This window comes from Pseudomonas sp. P8_241 (assembly GCF_034008315.1).
Taxonomy (GTDB): domain Bacteria; phylum Pseudomonadota; class Gammaproteobacteria; order Pseudomonadales; family Pseudomonadaceae; genus Aquipseudomonas.
Genome location: NZ_CP125377.1, coordinates 880,001 through 896,850 on the forward strand (window position 1 = coordinate 880,001; position 16,850 = coordinate 896,850).

General features: G+C 58.6%; 8 protein-coding genes and 2 rRNA genes (1 of these 10 cut by a window edge). 7 read left to right on the top strand and 3 right to left on the bottom strand.

Annotated elements, in window-relative coordinates; genetic code table 11:
• The 5 genes from QMK58_RS03905 to recD form a co-directional block, all read left to right on the top strand.
• Positions 1-1,937, top strand: a 23S ribosomal RNA gene (locus tag QMK58_RS03905) (it extends 955 nt beyond the left edge of the window).
• Between the two features lie 156 nt (positions 1,938-2,093).
• Positions 2,094-2,209, top strand: a 5S ribosomal RNA gene (gene rrf / locus QMK58_RS03910).
• A 217-nt stretch (positions 2,210-2,426) separates the two neighbouring features.
• Positions 2,427-5,879, top strand: a complete 3,453-nt coding sequence (recC, locus tag QMK58_RS03915) for an exodeoxyribonuclease V subunit gamma (RefSeq protein WP_053154218.1) — start codon at positions 2,427-2,429, stop codon at positions 5,877-5,879.
• A complete protein-coding gene (gene recB / locus QMK58_RS03920; protein WP_320395890.1) occupies positions 5,876-9,565 on the top strand; it encodes an exodeoxyribonuclease V subunit beta in 3,690 nt (1,229 codons plus the stop codon). The genes recC and recB overlap by 4 nt, the downstream gene beginning before the upstream one ends.
• Positions 9,562-11,652, top strand: a complete 2,091-nt coding sequence (gene recD, locus QMK58_RS03925) for an exodeoxyribonuclease V subunit alpha (protein ID WP_320395891.1) — start codon at positions 9,562-9,564, stop codon at positions 11,650-11,652. Before recB ends, recD begins: the two co-directional genes overlap by 4 nt.
• Before the next feature lie 20 nt (positions 11,653-11,672).
• Here recD and QMK58_RS03930 read toward each other — a convergent pair whose 3' ends face one another.
• Complete coding sequence (locus QMK58_RS03930) at positions 11,673-12,620, bottom strand: LysR family transcriptional regulator (RefSeq protein ID WP_053154228.1); 948 nt, start codon at positions 12,618-12,620, stop codon at positions 11,673-11,675.
• Positions 12,621-12,770: 150 nt separating this feature from the next.
• Between QMK58_RS03930 and QMK58_RS03935 the strand changes: the two genes are divergently transcribed.
• Together QMK58_RS03935 and mmsB are read left to right on the top strand one after the other, a co-directional pair.
• A complete protein-coding gene (locus QMK58_RS03935) occupies positions 12,771-14,297 on the top strand; it encodes a CoA-acylating methylmalonate-semialdehyde dehydrogenase (RefSeq protein WP_053154231.1) in 1,527 nt (508 codons plus the stop codon).
• Between the two features lie 10 nt (positions 14,298-14,307).
• Complete coding sequence (gene mmsB / locus QMK58_RS03940; RefSeq protein ID WP_053154234.1) at positions 14,308-15,195, top strand: 3-hydroxyisobutyrate dehydrogenase; 888 nt, start codon at positions 14,308-14,310, stop codon at positions 15,193-15,195.
• A gap of 140 nt (positions 15,196-15,335) precedes the next feature.
• Here mmsB and QMK58_RS03945 read toward each other — a convergent pair whose 3' ends face one another.
• The gene (locus QMK58_RS03945; protein ID WP_007900627.1) at positions 15,336-15,680 is read right to left on the bottom strand and encodes a cupin domain-containing protein; all 345 of its coding nucleotides are present in this window, start codon (positions 15,678-15,680) and stop codon (positions 15,336-15,338) included.
• An 85-nt stretch (positions 15,681-15,765) separates the two neighbouring features.
• Positions 15,766-16,677 (bottom strand): LysR family transcriptional regulator, encoded by a 912-nt coding sequence (locus QMK58_RS03950; RefSeq protein ID WP_053154237.1) that lies wholly within the window; start codon positions 16,675-16,677, stop codon positions 15,766-15,768.
• Positions 16,678-16,850: the final 173 nt, after the last annotated feature.

The window sequence follows — 16,850 nt, forward strand, 5'->3', positions numbered from 1 at the left end:
CGTCGTGAAAAGGGAAACAACCCAGACCGTCAGCTAAGGTCCCAAAGTTATGGTTAAGTGGGAAACGATGTGGGAAGGCTTAGACAGCTAGGAGGTTGGCTTAGAAGCAGCCACCCTTTAAAGAAAGCGTAATAGCTCACTAGTCGAGTCGGCCTGCGCGGAAGATGTAACGGGGCTCAAACCATACACCGAAGCTACGGGTATCACTTAGGTGATGCGGTAGAGGAGCGTTCTGTAAGCCTGTGAAGGTGAGTTGAGAAGCTTGCTGGAGGTATCAGAAGTGCGAATGCTGACATGAGTAACGACAATGGGTGTGAAAAACACCCACGCCGAAAGACCAAGGTTTCCTGCGCAACGTTAATCGACGCAGGGTTAGTCGGTCCCTAAGGCGAGGCTGAAAAGCGTAGTCGATGGAAAACAGGTTAATATTCCTGTACTTCTGGTTATTGCGATGGAGGGACGGAGAAGGCTAGGCCAGCTTGGCGTTGGTTGTCCAAGTTTAAGGTGGTAGGCTGGAATCTTAGGTAAATCCGGGATTCTAAGGCCGAGAGCTGATGACGAGTGTTCTTTTAGAACACGAAGTGGTTGATGCCATGCTTCCAAGAAAAGCTTCTAAGCTTCAGGTAACCAGGAACCGTACCCCAAACCGACACAGGTGGTTGGGTAGAGAATACCAAGGCGCTTGAGAGAACTCGGGTGAAGGAACTAGGCAAAATGGCACCGTAACTTCGGGAGAAGGTGCGCCGGTGAGGGTGAAGCATTTACTGCGTAAGCCCACGCCGGTCGAAGATACCAGGCCGCTGCGACTGTTTATTAAAAACACAGCACTCTGCAAACACGAAAGTGGACGTATAGGGTGTGACGCCTGCCCGGTGCCGGAAGGTTAATTGATGGGGTTAGCTAACGCGAAGCTCTTGATCGAAGCCCCGGTAAACGGCGGCCGTAACTATAACGGTCCTAAGGTAGCGAAATTCCTTGTCGGGTAAGTTCCGACCTGCACGAATGGCGTAACGATGGCGGCGCTGTCTCCACCCGAGACTCAGTGAAATTGAAATCGCTGTGAAGATGCAGTGTATCCGCGGCTAGACGGAAAGACCCCGTGAACCTTTACTATAGCTTTGCACTGGACTTTGAATTTGCTTGTGTAGGATAGGTGGGAGGCTTTGAAGCGTGGACGCCAGTTCGCGTGGAGCCAACCTTGAAATACCACCCTGGCAACTTTGAGGTTCTAACTCAGGTCCGTTATCCGGATCGAGGACAGTGTATGGTGGGTAGTTTGACTGGGGCGGTCTCCTCCTAAAGAGTAACGGAGGAGTACGAAGGTGCGCTCAGACCGGTCGGAAATCGGTCGTAGAGTATAAAGGCAAAAGCGCGCTTGACTGCGAGACAGACACGTCGAGCAGGTACGAAAGTAGGTCTTAGTGATCCGGTGGTTCTGTATGGAAGGGCCATCGCTCAACGGATAAAAGGTACTCCGGGGATAACAGGCTGATACCGCCCAAGAGTTCATATCGACGGCGGTGTTTGGCACCTCGATGTCGGCTCATCACATCCTGGGGCTGAAGCCGGTCCCAAGGGTATGGCTGTTCGCCATTTAAAGTGGTACGCGAGCTGGGTTTAGAACGTCGTGAGACAGTTCGGTCCCTATCTGCCGTGGACGTTTGAGATTTGAGAGGGGCTGCTCCTAGTACGAGAGGACCGGAGTGGACGAACCTCTGGTGTTCCGGTTGTCACGCCAGTGGCATTGCCGGGTAGCTATGTTCGGAATAGATAACCGCTGAAAGCATCTAAGCGGGAAACTAGCCTCAAGATGAGATCTCACTGGGACCTTGAGTCCCCTGAAGGGCCGTCGAAGACTACGACGTTGATAGGTTGGGTGTGTAAGCGCTGTGAGGCGTTGAGCTAACCAATACTAATTGCCCGTGAGGCTTGACCATATAACACCCAAGCAATTTGCTTCTCGAAAGAGCATCAGATTGCGGTGTGTGAAGACGCAATGAACCGAAAGTTCGAAATACTCACAAAACACCAAGCTATCACATCCCCAATTTGCTGAAGCGCGGCCATCTGGTCACGATTCGGTACCCGAATTTCTTGACGACCATAGAGCATTGGAACCACCTGATCCCATCCCGAACTCAGCAGTGAAACGATGCATCGCCGATGGTAGTGTGGGGTTTCCCCATGTGAGAGTAGGTCATCGTCAAGATTAAATTCCGAAACCCCAATTGCGAAAGCAGTTGGGGTTTTGTTTTTGCGCCTTTTTTTCCTGCGCGAGCGAGCTTGCTCGCGATGGACTCAGGAGGGCTGCGTTTAGTCAGTAAGTACGCGTTACCGTTAACGACCATCGCTCGCTCCTACACATGAAGCAAGTCGCCTTCAATGCTAAAGTCGTCCCTCGATTTGCGCTTTCCAAGGAGGCCTTTATGCCGGACGCAACGTCCCTCAGTGCTGGTTTTATGGTGGTTCACGGTAACCGCCTGGACGAGTTACGCAGCCTAGTGGTGAGCTGGATGCGGCGTTACCCGCTGGCCCCCCTGGAAAATGAAATCGCCCTGGTGCAGAGCAACGGCATCGCCCAATGGCTGAAATTAGCACTGGCTGAAGACGCTGAAGATGACGACATGGGAGGCTGTGGAATTGCCGCAGCCATCGATGTGCAGTTGCCCGGCAGTTTCATGTGGCAGCTCTATCGTATGGTCCTGGGTCGAGACGAAATCCCGGTCAAGTCCTTGCTTGATAAAGCGCCGCTGACCTGGCGTCTGATGCGCCTGCTGCCGCAATTGATCAATGAACCACACTTCGAGCCGTTACAGCGCTTCTTGACCAATGACTCCGATCTGCGCAAGCGCTATCAGTTGTCTGAGCGGCTAGCGGACCTGTTCGACCAGTATCAGGTGTACCGCGCCGATTGGCTCGAAGACTGGGCAGAAGGTAGGCACCAATTGCGCAGCGGCAGAGGAGAAACCAAGCCACTGACTGCAGCCAATTGCTGGCAGGCTGAGCTGTGGCGTGCACTTCTATTGGATGTTGGTGAAGAGGGCATGGCGCAAAGCCGTGCCGGCGTCCATCAGCGGTTTATCGAGCGCATCAACAACCTCAATGATGCTCCACCAGGGTTGCCTTCACGGGTTATCGTTTTCGGCATTTCCTCACTGCCCGCTCAAGCCCTTGAAGCTCTGGCGGGGCTGGCTCGCTTCAGCCAGGTTCTGCTGTGCGTACATAACCCATGTCGTCACCATTGGGCAGACATCGTCGCCGATAAAGACCTCTTGCGGCATCAATACAAGCGTCAGGCTCGCAAGAGTGGCATGCCGGTTGTACTCGATTCCACAACGCTTCATCAGCATGCCCATCCGCTACTGGCTGCCTGGGGCAAGCAGGGACGGGACTACATCAATCTGCTGGACAGCTACGACGATCCCAACAGTTATCGCTCGGCATTTCGCGACGGTCGCATCGACCTGTTCAGCGAAAGCCAACCACTGAATATGCTCAACCAGTTGCAGGATGACATCCTGGAACTACGTCCCCTGAATGAGACTCGCGAGTTATGGCCATCTGTGAGCCTGGACGAGGACGAGTCGATCCGTTTCCACATCGCTCATAGCGCTCAGCGCGAAGTAGAGATCCTGCACGATCAACTGCTCGCGCGCTTCAGCGAAAATCCCCTGTTACGTCCTCGTGACGTGATCGTGATGGTCCCCGACATCGACAGCTATGCACCGCATATCCGTGCAGTGTTCGGTCAGCTTGAGCGACATGATCCGCGATTCATCCCCTTCACACTGGCCGATCAGGGGCAGCGTGGTCGTGATCCGTTGCTGATTGCCGTCGAACATTTGCTCAAGCTGCCGGACAGTCGTTTCCCTGTTAGCGAGATTCTTGATCTATTGGACGTTCCTGCATTACGTGCCCGCTTTGGCGTAGAGGAGCGTGACCTGCCGACCCTGCACCGCTGGATCGAAGGCGCGGGTATTCGTTGGGGCATAAACGCGCAGCAGCGTGCAGGTCTTGGCCTGCCGCAAGCGCTGGAGCAAAACAGTTGGCGTTTCGGGCTGCGGCGAATGTTGCTCGGTTACGCGGTTGGCAACGGCAGTGCCTGTGGAGAAATCGAGCCATACGACGAGATCGGTGGTCTTGATGCTGCGCTCATAGGTCCGTTGGTTGCATTGCTGGATGCACTTGAGATCGCTCACCACGAACTGGCACAACCAGCATCTCCCCAGCAATGGAGCCTGCGCTTGCAGGCATTGGTAGCGCTGTTCTTTCAGGCCAGTAATGAACACGACGACTATTTGCTGAGCCAGCTGGAAACGTTGCGCGAAGCCTGGCTTGAGAGTTGTGAATCAGTAGGACTGCTAGACGAACTGCCGCTGACCGTTGTCCGCGAAGCCTGGCTTGCCGGTCTTGATCAGGGGCGCTTGTCCCAACGCTTCTTGGCGGGAGCGGTCAATTTTTGCACCTTGATGCCCATGCGTGCGATCCCGTTCAAATTGGTTTGCCTGCTAGGCATGAATGACGGCGACTACCCGCGGGCACAGCCACCGCTGGACTTCGATCTCATGGGCAGTGATTACCGCCCCGGTGATCGCTCGCGGCGCGAAGACGACCGCTACTTGCTGCTCGAAGCGCTTTTATCCGCACGTGAGCAGCTCTATATCAGTTGGGTTGGCCGAAGTATTCGCGACAACAGTGAAAGACCCGCATCGGTGCTGATTGGCCAGCTACGGGACCACCTGGCCAGCGGCTGGCAGCTTGCCAATTCCGCGGGAGACCTGCTTGACGCGATTACCCGGGAACATCCCCTGCAACCATTCAGTGCCCGTTATTTTCACGAAGGCGATGACCTGTTCAGCTACGCCAACGAGTGGCAAGTGCTTCATCGATTGACGGAGCCAACGGTCGACATCGAGTTGCTTGGCGCCCACGTTCAGGATGAGCCGCTTACGCTCGGTCAGTTGCAGGATTTTCTGCGCAACCCCGTGCGACACTTCTTCAGTCAGCGGCTGAAAGTGTTTTTCGAGGCTGCCGAAGCGCCTCTCGCCGATGAGGAGCCCTTTGTCCTTGATGCCTTGCAACGCTACAGCCTGAGTGACCGTTTGCTTGAAGCCGCAATGGCAGACCTGGATGACACCGATCAGGCGTTGCATCTGCAGGCCCGGCGTCTTCAGAACAGTGGATTGCTGCCAATGGCGGGCTTTGGTGAATGCCTCCAGCGAGAGTTGATTGAGCCGTTGCCGGATTTGCTGCAACGCTACCAACAACTCCTGGCGCTATGGCCAACTCCGCTGACCAGCGCATTACCGGTAAGTCTGTCGTCGCATGCCTTGCGCATTGAGGGGTGGCTCAGTGGTCTGCATCAACGGGCAGACGGTGGTTTGCTGTCTGTGACCACAATCCCCAACAGCATCGGTTCGATCAAGTCCCGCAAATGGCATCGTCTGACTCGGCCGTGGGTCAATCATCTGGTTGCTTGCGCCAGCGGTCTGTCGATGACCACCGCGTTGGTGGCCAGTGATGACAGTCTGGTACTCGCTCCAATGCAGGTGGAGTCAGCACAACGAATACTGGAAGACCTGTTGCTCGCTTGGCAATCGGGCATGCGTCAGCCACTTCCGATCGCGATCAAAACCGCTTTTGCCTGGTTGGGTCAGACCGATAGGGTCAAAGCCGAAGCAGCCGCTCGAAAAGCCTATGAAGGTGATGGATTGACTACCAATGGAGAGCGACGTGAAAGCCTCGCGCTTGCTCGACAGTTTGCCGATTACGACGCGTTGACCGCCGACGAGACGTTTTTCGACTGGTGCGACGCTCTGTATCGACCGTTGCTCGAAGCCTCTTGGCGTTCATTGTCCAGCGACGAGGCCCGCCCATGACCACCAAGACACCGCTGGCCCTGGCATTTCCGCTGCGCGGCAGCCAGTTGATCGAAGCCAGCGCCGGTACCGGCAAGACTTTCACGATCTCTGCGCTCTACCTGCGCCTGGTCCTCGGCCATGGCGGGGAGTCCAATGGTTTCGGACGTGAGCTGTTACCTCCGCAAATCCTCGTTGTGACGTTTACCGACGCTGCCACCAAAGAACTGCGCGAGCGCATTCGCACGCGACTGGCTGAAGCCGCACGATTCTTTCGCGATGAAACCCCCGCTCCGGATGCACTGATAGGCGAACTGCGTGATCAATATCCGGCCGAGCTCTGGCCAGGCTGTGCAAATCGCCTCGACATCGCCGCGCAATGGATGGACGAAGCAGCCGTGTCGACCATTCACAGTTGGTGTCAGCGCATGTTGCGCGAACACGCGTTCGACAGTGGAAGTCTGTTCACCCAGACACTGGAAACCGATCACAGCGATCTGCTCGGCGAAGTGCTGCGCGACTATTGGCGATTGTTTTGCTACCCCATGCAAGGCGATGCCCTGAGCTGGGTGCGCGGCAACTGGGGCGGGCCGGCTGCTTTGCTGCCGCGAATTCGAGGACTGTTTTCCAGTGAGCGGGACACCTTAGCCGGTAAAGAGCCCGCAACGTTGATCAGCGAATGTTTGCAGGAACGACGAGCCGCATTGCTTGAGCTCAAGCAGCCCTGGTGTCGATGGGCCGACGAGTTGTTGGCGATCTGTCACGAAGGTGTCGCCAGCAAAAGTGTCGACGGACGCAAGATGCAGGTCCGTTACTTCGAATCATGGTTTGAAAAAATCAAAGCCTGGGCTGAAGACGAAACCATCGAGCAACTGGATATCGGTACCGGCTTCACGCGTCTTACACCCGACGGTATGGCCGAGGCCTGGAAGAAGGGTGAAGTGCCCAGCCATCCTGGTCTGGATGCCATGTCCGGTCTGAAAGCCAGTCTCGACAGTTTGCCGACGCCCGATGCCGCCGTATTGCAACACGCTGCCCATTGGGTTGGTGCGCGGTTCGAGGAGGAAAAGCGTCGCCGTGCCGAAATGGGTTTTGACGACATGCTGCTGCGCCTCGACGCGGCATTGCAGTCCGACGGTGGTGAGCGACTGGCGACCTTGATCCGCGAACAGTTCCCGGTCGCGCTGATCGATGAGTTCCAGGACACCGACCCGGTGCAATACCGAATCTTCGAAAGCATCTACCGCGTTGAGGACAACAATCCAGAAAGCGGTCTGTTCCTGATCGGCGACCCGAAACAGGCGATCTACGCCTTCCGCGGTGCCGACATCTACACCTACCTTCGCGCCCGTCAGGCAACCACCGGGCGCCTGCATACATTGGGCACCAACTTCCGCTCCAGCCACGGCATGGTCGATGCCGTGAACCATGTGTTTGAGTATGCCGAGTGTCGCGAGTCCGGACGCGGAGCTTTCCTGTTTCGCGAGAAAGACGGTGATAACCCTGTCCCGTTCCTGCCGGTCGATTCGCAGGGGCGCAAAGAAGTTCTGCAGATCAACCATCAGTGCGTCCCCGCGCTGAATATCTGGCACTTGCCCGCCGAGCAACCGTTGTCCGGTGCGGTGTATCGAAAGCAACTTGCCGCGGCGTGTGCCAGTGAAATCACGGCATTGCTCAACGGTGGACAACAAGGTCGAGCGGGCTTCCTGCGTGACAACGAATTCAAAGGCCTGATGCCCGCGGACATCGCGATCCTTGTCCGTGATGGCAAGGAGGCGCAGGCCGTGCGCGCAGAGCTGGCTGCCCGAGGCGTGCGCAGTGTTTATCTGTCGGACAAGGATTCAGTGTTCGCCGCGCAGGAAGCTCACGACGTTCTCACGTGGTTGAAGGCCTGTGCCGAGCCGGATGTCGAGCGACCGCTGCGCGCCGCATTGGCCAGCCTCACGTTGAACCTGTCGCTGGCAGAGTTGGAGCAGTTGAACCAGGACGAACTGGCCTGGGAAGCGCGGGTCATGCAGTTTCGCGGATATCGTGAGCTGTGGCGCAAGCAGGGTGTCTTGCCGATGCTGCGCCGCCTGCTGCACGACTTTCGGTTGCCCCAGTCATTGATCGCCCGCAACGATGGCGAGCGGGTGTTGACCAACCTTTTGCACCTGTCCGAGTTGCTGCAGCAGGCTGCCGCTGAACTGGATGGAGAGCAGGCGTTGATACGGCATCTCTGCGAGCATCTGGCGTTGTCCGGTCAGGCCGGCGAAGAGCAGATCCTGCGGCTGGAAAGCGATGAGCAACTGGTCAAGGTGGTGACCATTCACAAGTCCAAAGGACTTGAGTATCCCCTGGTGTTCCTGCCGTTCATTTGTTCGGCGAAACCGGTGGATGGCAGTCGCCTGCCGTTGCATTACCACGACGCCACGGGCAAGGCTCAAGTGACGTTGAGCCCGACGCCCGAGTTGATCGCCCTGGCCGACGACGAACGTCTGGCCGAAGATCTGCGCTTGCTCTATGTGGCACTGACCCGGGCGCAGCATGCGTGCTGGTTGGGGGTGACCGATCTCAAGCGCGGCAATAACCACAACTCGGTGCTGCACCTGTCGGCATTGGGTTATCTGTTGGGCGGCGGCGCTTCACTGGGCGAATCGGCGGGGCTGAGTATCTGGTTGCGAGACCTGCAACAGGACTGTCCGGCGATAGGTTGCAGTGACCTGCCAGAAGCCAGTGCCGAGCTTTACCATCCGCCGCAGAACACGGCGGCGTTGCTGGCCCCGTTGATTCCCAAGCGCAAGGCCAGTGAAAACTGGTGGATCGCCTCCTACAGTGCCTTGCGCATAGGTGACAGTCTGAGCATCGGCAGCGATGAGGCGCCCGAGAGCCCGCAGGCCCAGAAACTCTTTGACGACGAACGTCTCGATCCACAGGCTCCCCGGGAGATGATCGCTGGCGGTGCCGATATCCATCGATTCCCGCGTGGTCCGAATCCCGGTACTTTTCTCCATGGTTTGCTCGAGTGGGCGGGTAACGAAGGTTTTTGCGCCACGCCCAAAGCCGTGGAAGACGCTATCGCCCGCCGCTGTAATCGCCGTGGCTGGGAAGGCTGGATTACCACGCTCAGTGACTGGTTGCAGCATCTGCTCAAGTCCGCACTGCCTGTTGGTAGCGGGCAGGCTCCCGTGGTTCTTGAAGAGTTGAGTCAGTACCAGGTCGAGATGGAGTTCTGGTTTGCCAGCCACAAAGTCGACGTGCTCAAGCTCGATGCATTGGTCTGCCAATACACCCATGACGGCGTGGTCCGTGTGGCGGCCGAACCGGTGATGCTCAATGGGATGTTCAAGGGTTTTATCGATCTGACCTTCGAGCACGACGGCCGCTATTATGTCGCCGACTACAAGTCCAATTGGCTCGGCGTCGATGACGGAGCCTATACCGCGCAGGCGATGGAGCAGTCTGTTCTCGACAACCGATATGACCTGCAATACGTGCTGTACCTTCTGGCTTTGCATCGCCAACTCAAGGCCCGGCTTGCCGATTACGACTACGACCGACATGTCGGAGGTGCGTTGTACCTGTTCCTGCGGGGGTCGCGGGCGCCGAGCCAGGGTGCGTATTTCGCCCGACCGCCAAGGGAGTTGATCGAACAACTGGACCGGCTGTTCCAGGGTAAACCGCAACCCAGGGCCGAACCCGCCTGGGAACAGGGAGTATTGCTATGAGCCGCACTTTCGCCGACGTGCTGACGGTTGCCGACAGCCTTGTAGATATCAAACCTTTGGATCGCGCCGACGATTTGCTGAGATTGCTCACACGCTGGGTCGAGCGAGGCTGGCTGCGGTCGCTGGACAAAGCTTTCGTTGCCTTTCTCCATGAGCTGGCTCCCGATGATGACCCGTTGGTGTTGCTGGCGGCAGCGTTGACCAGTCACCAATTGGGTCACGGCCATGTCTGCCTGGATCTGTTCGAAACACTCAAAGAGCCGGACTTCGCGTTGTCGTTGCCTCCGGAAGGTGATCAGCAGAGTGGCGTGATGTTGCTTCCGTCGCAGTTGCTGGAGGCCGTGGACGGCGGGCATTGGTGCAAGGTGCTGGCATCCAGCAGTCTGGTTGCATTGGCGGCAGACCCGCGTGAAGCGGTGCAGCAGCGGCCGTTGGTCTTGTCAGGAAAACGCCTGTATTTGCGCCGCTATTGGACCTACGAGCGACGCATCGACAACTTGCTGCGTGAGCGCCTGGCCGCGCACGAAGCGACGCCGAGTGATCTCTTGCAGCGCCTCACCGAGCTGTTCGGTCCGGCCAGGACCGGTGAGGTCATCGACTGGCAGAAACTGGCTTGCGCACTGGCGACCCGAGGTGCTTTCAGCATCGTGACCGGCGGTCCGGGGACCGGCAAGACCACGACGGTCGTGCGCTTGCTGGCTCTACTTCAGGCACCTGCCGTGGAAGCTGGCAAGCCGCTGCGTATTCGCCTCGCTGCACCGACCGGAAAAGCGGCGGCGCGCCTCACCGAGTCGATCAGCCAGCAGGTCAGAACGCTGAAGGTCACGCAAGCCATACGCGATAAAATCCCGTCGGACGTTACCACCGTTCACCGTTTGCTCGGCAGCCGTCCCGGGACGCGGCATTTTCGCCATCACGCCGCCAATCGTTTGCCACTGGATGTATTGGTGGTGGACGAAGCCTCGATGATCGACCTGGAAATGATGGCCAATTTGCTCGATGCGCTGCCGCCTCACGCCCGTCTGGTGTTGTTGGGTGACAAGGATCAGTTGGCGTCGGTGGAGGCCGGTGCCGTGCTCGGGGATCTGTGTCGCGATGCCGAGGGCGGTTGGTACAGTCCGCAGACGCGTCAGTGGCTGGAGGCCGTCAGCGGCGAAAACCTCGAGGCCAGCGGGTTGCACGAAGATACCCTCAATGTTCATCCGCTGGCCCAGCAAGTGGTAATGCTGCGTCACTCGCGGCGATTCGGCGAAGGCAGCGGAATTGGTCAGTTGGCACGATGGGTCAACCAGCAGCAGCCCGAAGAGGCCCGCAGATTGTTGGCGGCACGCAGCCACGAGGACGTGTTTTGCCTGTCCCTGAAGAATGAGCAGGATCGCGCGCTGGAGCGCTTGTTGCTCGACGGCCATGGTGAAGGGCCGCAAGGTTATCGCCATTATTTGAACGTGCTGCGCAATCAGCGGCCAGCACTCGATAGCCCGCTGGAAGATTCGTGCTGGACCGAGTGGGCGCGCCAAGTCCTGCAGGCCTTCGACGCATTTCAGTTGGTGTGTGCCGTGCGCAAAGGGCCATGGGGCGTGGAGGGCTTGAACCAGCGAGTGGCCGGAGCATTGCTCAAGGCGCGGCTGATTGACAGTGACCAGCAGTGGTATGAGGGTCGTCCCGTGCTGATGACGCGTAATGATTATGGTCTGGGTTTGATGAACGGCGACATCGGCATTGCGCTCAAACTGCCTGAGCGCGAGGGTTCCCAAGCAGGCAAGCCTGTCTTGCGGGTGGCCTTTGCGCGTAACGATGGGCAGGGCGGTGTTCGTTTTGTTCTGCCAAGTCGGCTCAACGATGTTGAAACCGTGTATGCCATGACCGTGCACAAATCCCAGGGATCGGAATTTGCCCACACCGCGTTGATCCTGCCGGATGCCCTGAACCCGGTGCTCACCAAGGAACTGATCTACACCGGGATCACCCGGGCCAAGGACTGGTTCACCTTGATTGAACCGCGCTCCGGGGTTTTTGAAGAGGCGGTGCGGCGCAAGGTCAAGCGTTTGAGCGGCTTGATGCTGGAGTTGAAGGAAGGGGACGGCTGACAGCCCTTGTGCTGGCCAGATCAGTCGGCGAACCGAATCTCCCGGCTCTCACCCATCAACAGTGCCTGATTACGCTCGGTCACCTCCCGGATGTAATCCCACAGCAGGGTGATCCGCTTGAGCTTCCTCAGGTCCTCGCGACAGTACATCCAGAACTGCCGGGTGATGTTGATCTCCTGCGGCAATACCGGCAGCAAACGCGGATCCTGGGCGGCGAGGAAGCAGGGCAGGATCGCCAGTGAGCGGCCCTGCTGCGCCGCCACGAACTGCGCGATCACGCTGGTACTGCGCAAGTTGGCGCTGGCACCGGGCAAGACGTTTGCCAGATACAGCAGCTCCGAGCTGAACGCCAGATCGTCGACGTAGCTGATAAACGAATGTTTGGCCAAGTCGGTGGATCGGCTGATCGGTGGGTGGTTGTCGAGATAGTCCTGGGTCGCGTACAGCTGCAATCGGTAGTCGCACAGTTTGCAGCAGACGTATGGACCATGCTCCGGGCGCTCCAGGGCGATGACGATGTCGGCCTCGCGCTTGGACAGGCTGATGAAGTGCGGCAGCGGCAGGATATCCACCGAGATCGCCGGGTAGGTGTCGATGAAGTGGCTCAGCTGCGGCGTGATGAAAAACGTGCCGAAGCCTTCGGTGCAGCCCATGCGCACGTGGCCCGATAGCGCCACGCCGGAGCCGGACACCTGCTCGCACGCCATGTGCAGGGTGCTTTCAATCGACTCCGCGTAACCCATCAACCGTTGGCCTTCGGCGGTCAGGACGAAGCCGCTGGTCCGGGACTTCTCGAACAGCAAAGTGCCCAGTGCGGCCTCCAGCGAACTGATGCGCCGAGACACGGTGGTGTAGTCGACCGCCAGGCGCTTGGCGGCAGTGCTGGCCTTGCGGGTGCGGGCGACTTCCAGAAAAAACTTGAGGTCATCCCAGTTCAGTGAACCGAGGGAGGTGATGTTTTTTTGCATGTTGGACCGGTTTTTATGTGCGTTCTTATTAGAAGTTTGCACATCTATACTCCAAAAACAGTCCGTTAACCAATTCGCGGCACACGCCTCATCTCAAGGCGACTTTCTCGCCTTGGCTCCCCTGATAACAACAACGTCCAGGTGACCCACATGAACGCATCGCTTACGCCCAACGACACTACCGTACAAAAGGTCAAATTGTTGATCGACGGCGAGTGGGTCGAGTCCAGATCCACCGAGTGGCACGACATCATCAACCCGGCGACCCAGCAAGTGCTGGCCAAAGTGCCGTTTGCAACCGCCGACGAAGTCGACGCGGCCATCAGCGCCGCCCATCGCGCCTTCCAGACCTGGAAACTCACGCCCATCGGTGCGCGGATGCGCATCATGCTCAAGCTCCAGGCGCTGATTCGCGAGCACTCCAAGCGCATCGCCGTGGTGCTGAGCGCCGAACAGGGCAAAACCATTGCCGACGCGGAAGGCGACATTTTCCGTGGGCTGGAAGTGGTCGAGCACGCTTGCTCCATCGGCAGCCTGCAAATGGGCGAGTTCGCCGAAAACGTCGCTGGCGGCGTCGACACCTACACCCTGCGCCAGCCCATCGGCGTATGCGCCGGCATCACACCGTTCAACTTCCCGGCGATGATTCCGCTGTGGATGTTCCCGATGGCCATCGCCTGCGGTAATACCTTCGTACTCAAGCCGTCCGAACAGGACCCGATGTCGACCATGCTGCTGGTGGAACTGGCCATCGAGGCCGGCGTTCCGGCCGGTGTGCTCAACGTCGTGCACGGCGGCAAGGACGTGGTGGACGCACTCTGCACCCACAAGGACATCAAGGCTGTGTCCTTCGTCGGCTCGACTGCGGTCGGTACGCACGTTTACGACCTGGCCGGTAAGCACGGCAAGCGCGTGCAATCGATGATGGGCGCCAAGAACCACGCCGTGGTGCTGCCGGACGCCAATCGCGAACAAGCGCTGAATGCATTGGTGGGTGCCGGTTTTGGTGCTGCCGGTCAACGTTGCATGGCTACTTCGGTAGTGGTGTTGGTCGGCGCGGCCAAGCAATGGCTGCCTGATCTGAAAGCGCTGGCACAGAAACTCAAAGTGAATGCGGGCAGCGAGGCGGGTACCGACGTCGGTCCGGTGATCTCGAAAAAAGCCAAGGCGCGGATTCTTGATCTGATCGAAAGCGGCATCAAGGAAGGCGCCAAACTGGAACTGGACGGTCGTGAGATTTCGGTTCCCGGCTACGAGAAGGGTAACTTTGTCGGCCCGACCCTGTTCTCCGGCGTGACCACCGATATGCAGATCTACACCCAGGAAATCTTCGGCCCGGTGCTGGTGGTGCTGGAAGTCGCGACGCTCGATGAGGCGATTGCCATGGTCAACGCCAACCCGTTCGGCAACGGCACGGGCCTGTTCACCCAGAGCGGTGCGGCAGCGCGTAAATTCCAGAGTGAAATCGACGTCGGCCAGGTCGGTATCAACATCCCGATTCCGGTGCCGGTGCCGTTCTTCAGCTTCACCGGTTCCCGTGGTTCCAAGCTTGGCGACCTCGGTCCGTATGGCAAGCAAGTGGTGCAGTTCTACACTCAGACCAAGACTGTCACCAGCCGCTGGTTCGATGACGACAGCGTCAATGACGGTGTGAATACCACCATCAACCTGCGATAAGGAGCCGGACATGAAAATCGCTTTTATCGGTCTCGGCAACATGGGCGCGCCGATGGCGCGCAACCTGATCAAGGCCGGCCATTCCTTGCGCCTGGTCGACCTGAACAAAACCGTGCTGGCAGAGCTTGAACAACTGGGCGGCAGCATCAGCGCGTCGGCCCGGGAAGCGGCAGAGGGCGCGGAACTGGTGATCACCATGCTGCCCGCCGCCGTTCACGTGCGCAGCGTCTGGTTGGGTGAGGACGGTGTGCTCGCGGGTATCGGAAAAGGCGTGCCGGCCGTGGATTGCAGCACTATCGATCCGCAGACTGCACGCGATGTGGCGGCTGCCGCTGCCAAACAGGGTGTGGCCATGGCCGATGCACCGGTTTCCGGTGGCACGGGTGGTGCGGCGGCCGGGACGTTGACCTTCATGGTCGGCGCTTCCCCGGAACTGTTCGCCACGCTGCAACCGGTACTCGCACAAATGGGCCGCAACATCGTCCATTGCGGGGAGGTCGGCACCGGGCAAATCGCTAAAATCTGCAACAACCTGCTGCTGGGGATTTCCATGGTCGGCGTCAGCGAAGCCATGGCACTTGGCGATGCATTGGGCATCGACACCAAGGTGCTGGCGGGGATCATCAACAGCTCCACCGGGCGTTGCTGGAGTTCGGAAATGTACAACCCGTGGCCGGGCATCGTCGAAACGGCGCCCGCCTCGCGCGGTTACACCGGTGGTTTCGGTGCCGAGCTGATGCTCAAGGATCTGGGGCTGGCGACCGAAGCGGCGCGCCAGGCACACCAGCCGGTGGTGCTGGGTGCGGTGGCTCAGCAGTTGTATCAGGCGATGAGCTTGCGCGGGGAGGGAGGTCAGGATTTCTCGGCGATCATCAACGGCTATCGTAAGCCGCAGTAAAGGATATTTTCGGGAATCCGCGTCGGGCGGGTTTCCGGTTTTTTATCTGGCAGAAAGAAAAGATCGCAGCCTTCGGCAGCTCCTACGGGGTGCATACATTCCCCTGTAGGAGCTGCCGAAGGCTGCGATCTTTTGCTTTATCAGGCAAACACGAAATATTTGCGCACGGTCTCCACCACTTCCCACGTACCTTTCATTCCCGGCTCGATGACAAAAATATCCCCGGCGCGCAGGTGGATCGGGGCCATGCCTTCGGGTGTGATGATGCAGTAGCCTTCCTGGAAGTGGCAGTACTCCCACTTCACGTATTCCACGTACCACTTGCCCGGCGTGCAGATCCAGGTGCCCATGATCTTGCTGCCGTCTTCGCTGGTATAGGCGTTGAGGTTGACGGTGTGCGGGTCGCCTTCGAGCTTTTCCCATTTGCAGGCATCGAGAACGGGCAGCGGGTGAGTGTCGCGAAGAACGGTGATCGGTGCGGTCATGATGACTCCGGGCAGTGGGTGCTGGAACTGAAGTCGCACCCTATAGCGCGGGTCTGCTCAGCAGTTGTCTGTGCTCGACACTGAGCTATCCAGAAACGCAGTGAGCCGGGGTTGCGGGCAGTGTCAGGACATCCAGCAATGCCTTGGCGTAAGGGGCAAGCGTCGTGAAGTCTCGTGCGCAGAGTAAAAGTTTTCGCTGCGCCCAAGGCTCTTGCAGGGTTATTTGCTTCAGCGCAGATTCACCGAGCCAACGTTCGATGGCTGCAACCGGCACGATCCCAAGCCCGGCTCCCCGGGCCACCATGCGCATGACCCCTTCGAACCCATCGGCACGGATACGGATCTGCAGGCGCAACCCGGCGTGCAGTGCCTGTTCCTCCAGGTACACGGCCAGTGCACTGTTGGCGTTCAGGCCGATGTAGTCGTGATGCAGGGTGTCGGTGAAGCTCAGGGGCGCGGTGTTTGCGAGTGGGTGATCCCGGGGCATGATCAGTACCAGCGGATCGGCGCGAAACGGGCGGGTTTGCAAGTCATGGGTGTCTACCGCGTCCGAGACAATGCCGAGCTCCGCCGCACCCTGGCGCAAGGCATGAGTGATGCGCGTGCTGGGTAGCTCTTGCAGGTCGATGTCGAGGTTGGGATGGTCGCGCAGGAAATCCGCGAGCAGCTCCGGGAGGTACTCGGTGATCGCTGTGGTGTTGCACAGCAATCGAACCTGGCCTTTGACACCCTTGGCGTATTCGGCCAGCTCTTGTTGCATGCGATCGGCCTGTTGCAACAGCACTCGCGCATGTTGTGTCAGGGCATTACCCGCTGAAGTCGGACTGACACCGCGCCGATTGCGCTCGAGAAGCGCGATACCCAAGGATGCTTCCATTGCACGGATCCGCGCGCTGGCCGCCGCCAGGGATAAATGACTGCGGGCGGCGCCGGCGGTGATGTTGCCGGTCTCGAGGATGTTCAGATAGAGGCGAAGGTCGGTCAGGTCGAAGTGCATCGGCAGCCTCAAGTTCGTTGTTGGACGGACCGGCAACTTCGCTGGCAAGCCAGTACCTGCAGGCGATCAAATCCAGGAACTGGCTTGCCAGCGAAGACGTCATTAGCCGCGATACTATTTCAGTCTCTGTATAAACAAGAGGCAGCCTCAGTATATGGCAGATTTTCAACCGT

Coding starts and splice junctions, on each gene's coding strand:
- QMK58_RS03945 (WP_007900627.1), bottom strand. CDS start 15,680: ATGACCGCACCGATCACCGTTCTTCGCGACACTCACCCGCTGCCCGTT.
- QMK58_RS03930 (WP_053154228.1), bottom strand. CDS start 12,620: ATGCAAAAAAACATCACCTCCCTCGGTTCACTGAACTGGGATGACCTC.
- recC (WP_053154218.1), top strand. CDS start 2,427: ATGCCGGACGCAACGTCCCTCAGTGCTGGTTTTATGGTGGTTCACGGT.
- QMK58_RS03950 (WP_053154237.1), bottom strand. CDS start 16,677: ATGCACTTCGACCTGACCGACCTTCGCCTCTATCTGAACATCCTCGAG.
- recB (WP_320395890.1), top strand. CDS start 5,876: ATGACCACCAAGACACCGCTGGCCCTGGCATTTCCGCTGCGCGGCAGC.
- recD (WP_320395891.1), top strand. CDS start 9,562: ATGAGCCGCACTTTCGCCGACGTGCTGACGGTTGCCGACAGCCTTGTA.
- mmsB (WP_053154234.1), top strand. CDS start 14,308: ATGAAAATCGCTTTTATCGGTCTCGGCAACATGGGCGCGCCGATGGCG.
- QMK58_RS03935 (WP_053154231.1), top strand. CDS start 12,771: ATGAACGCATCGCTTACGCCCAACGACACTACCGTACAAAAGGTCAAA.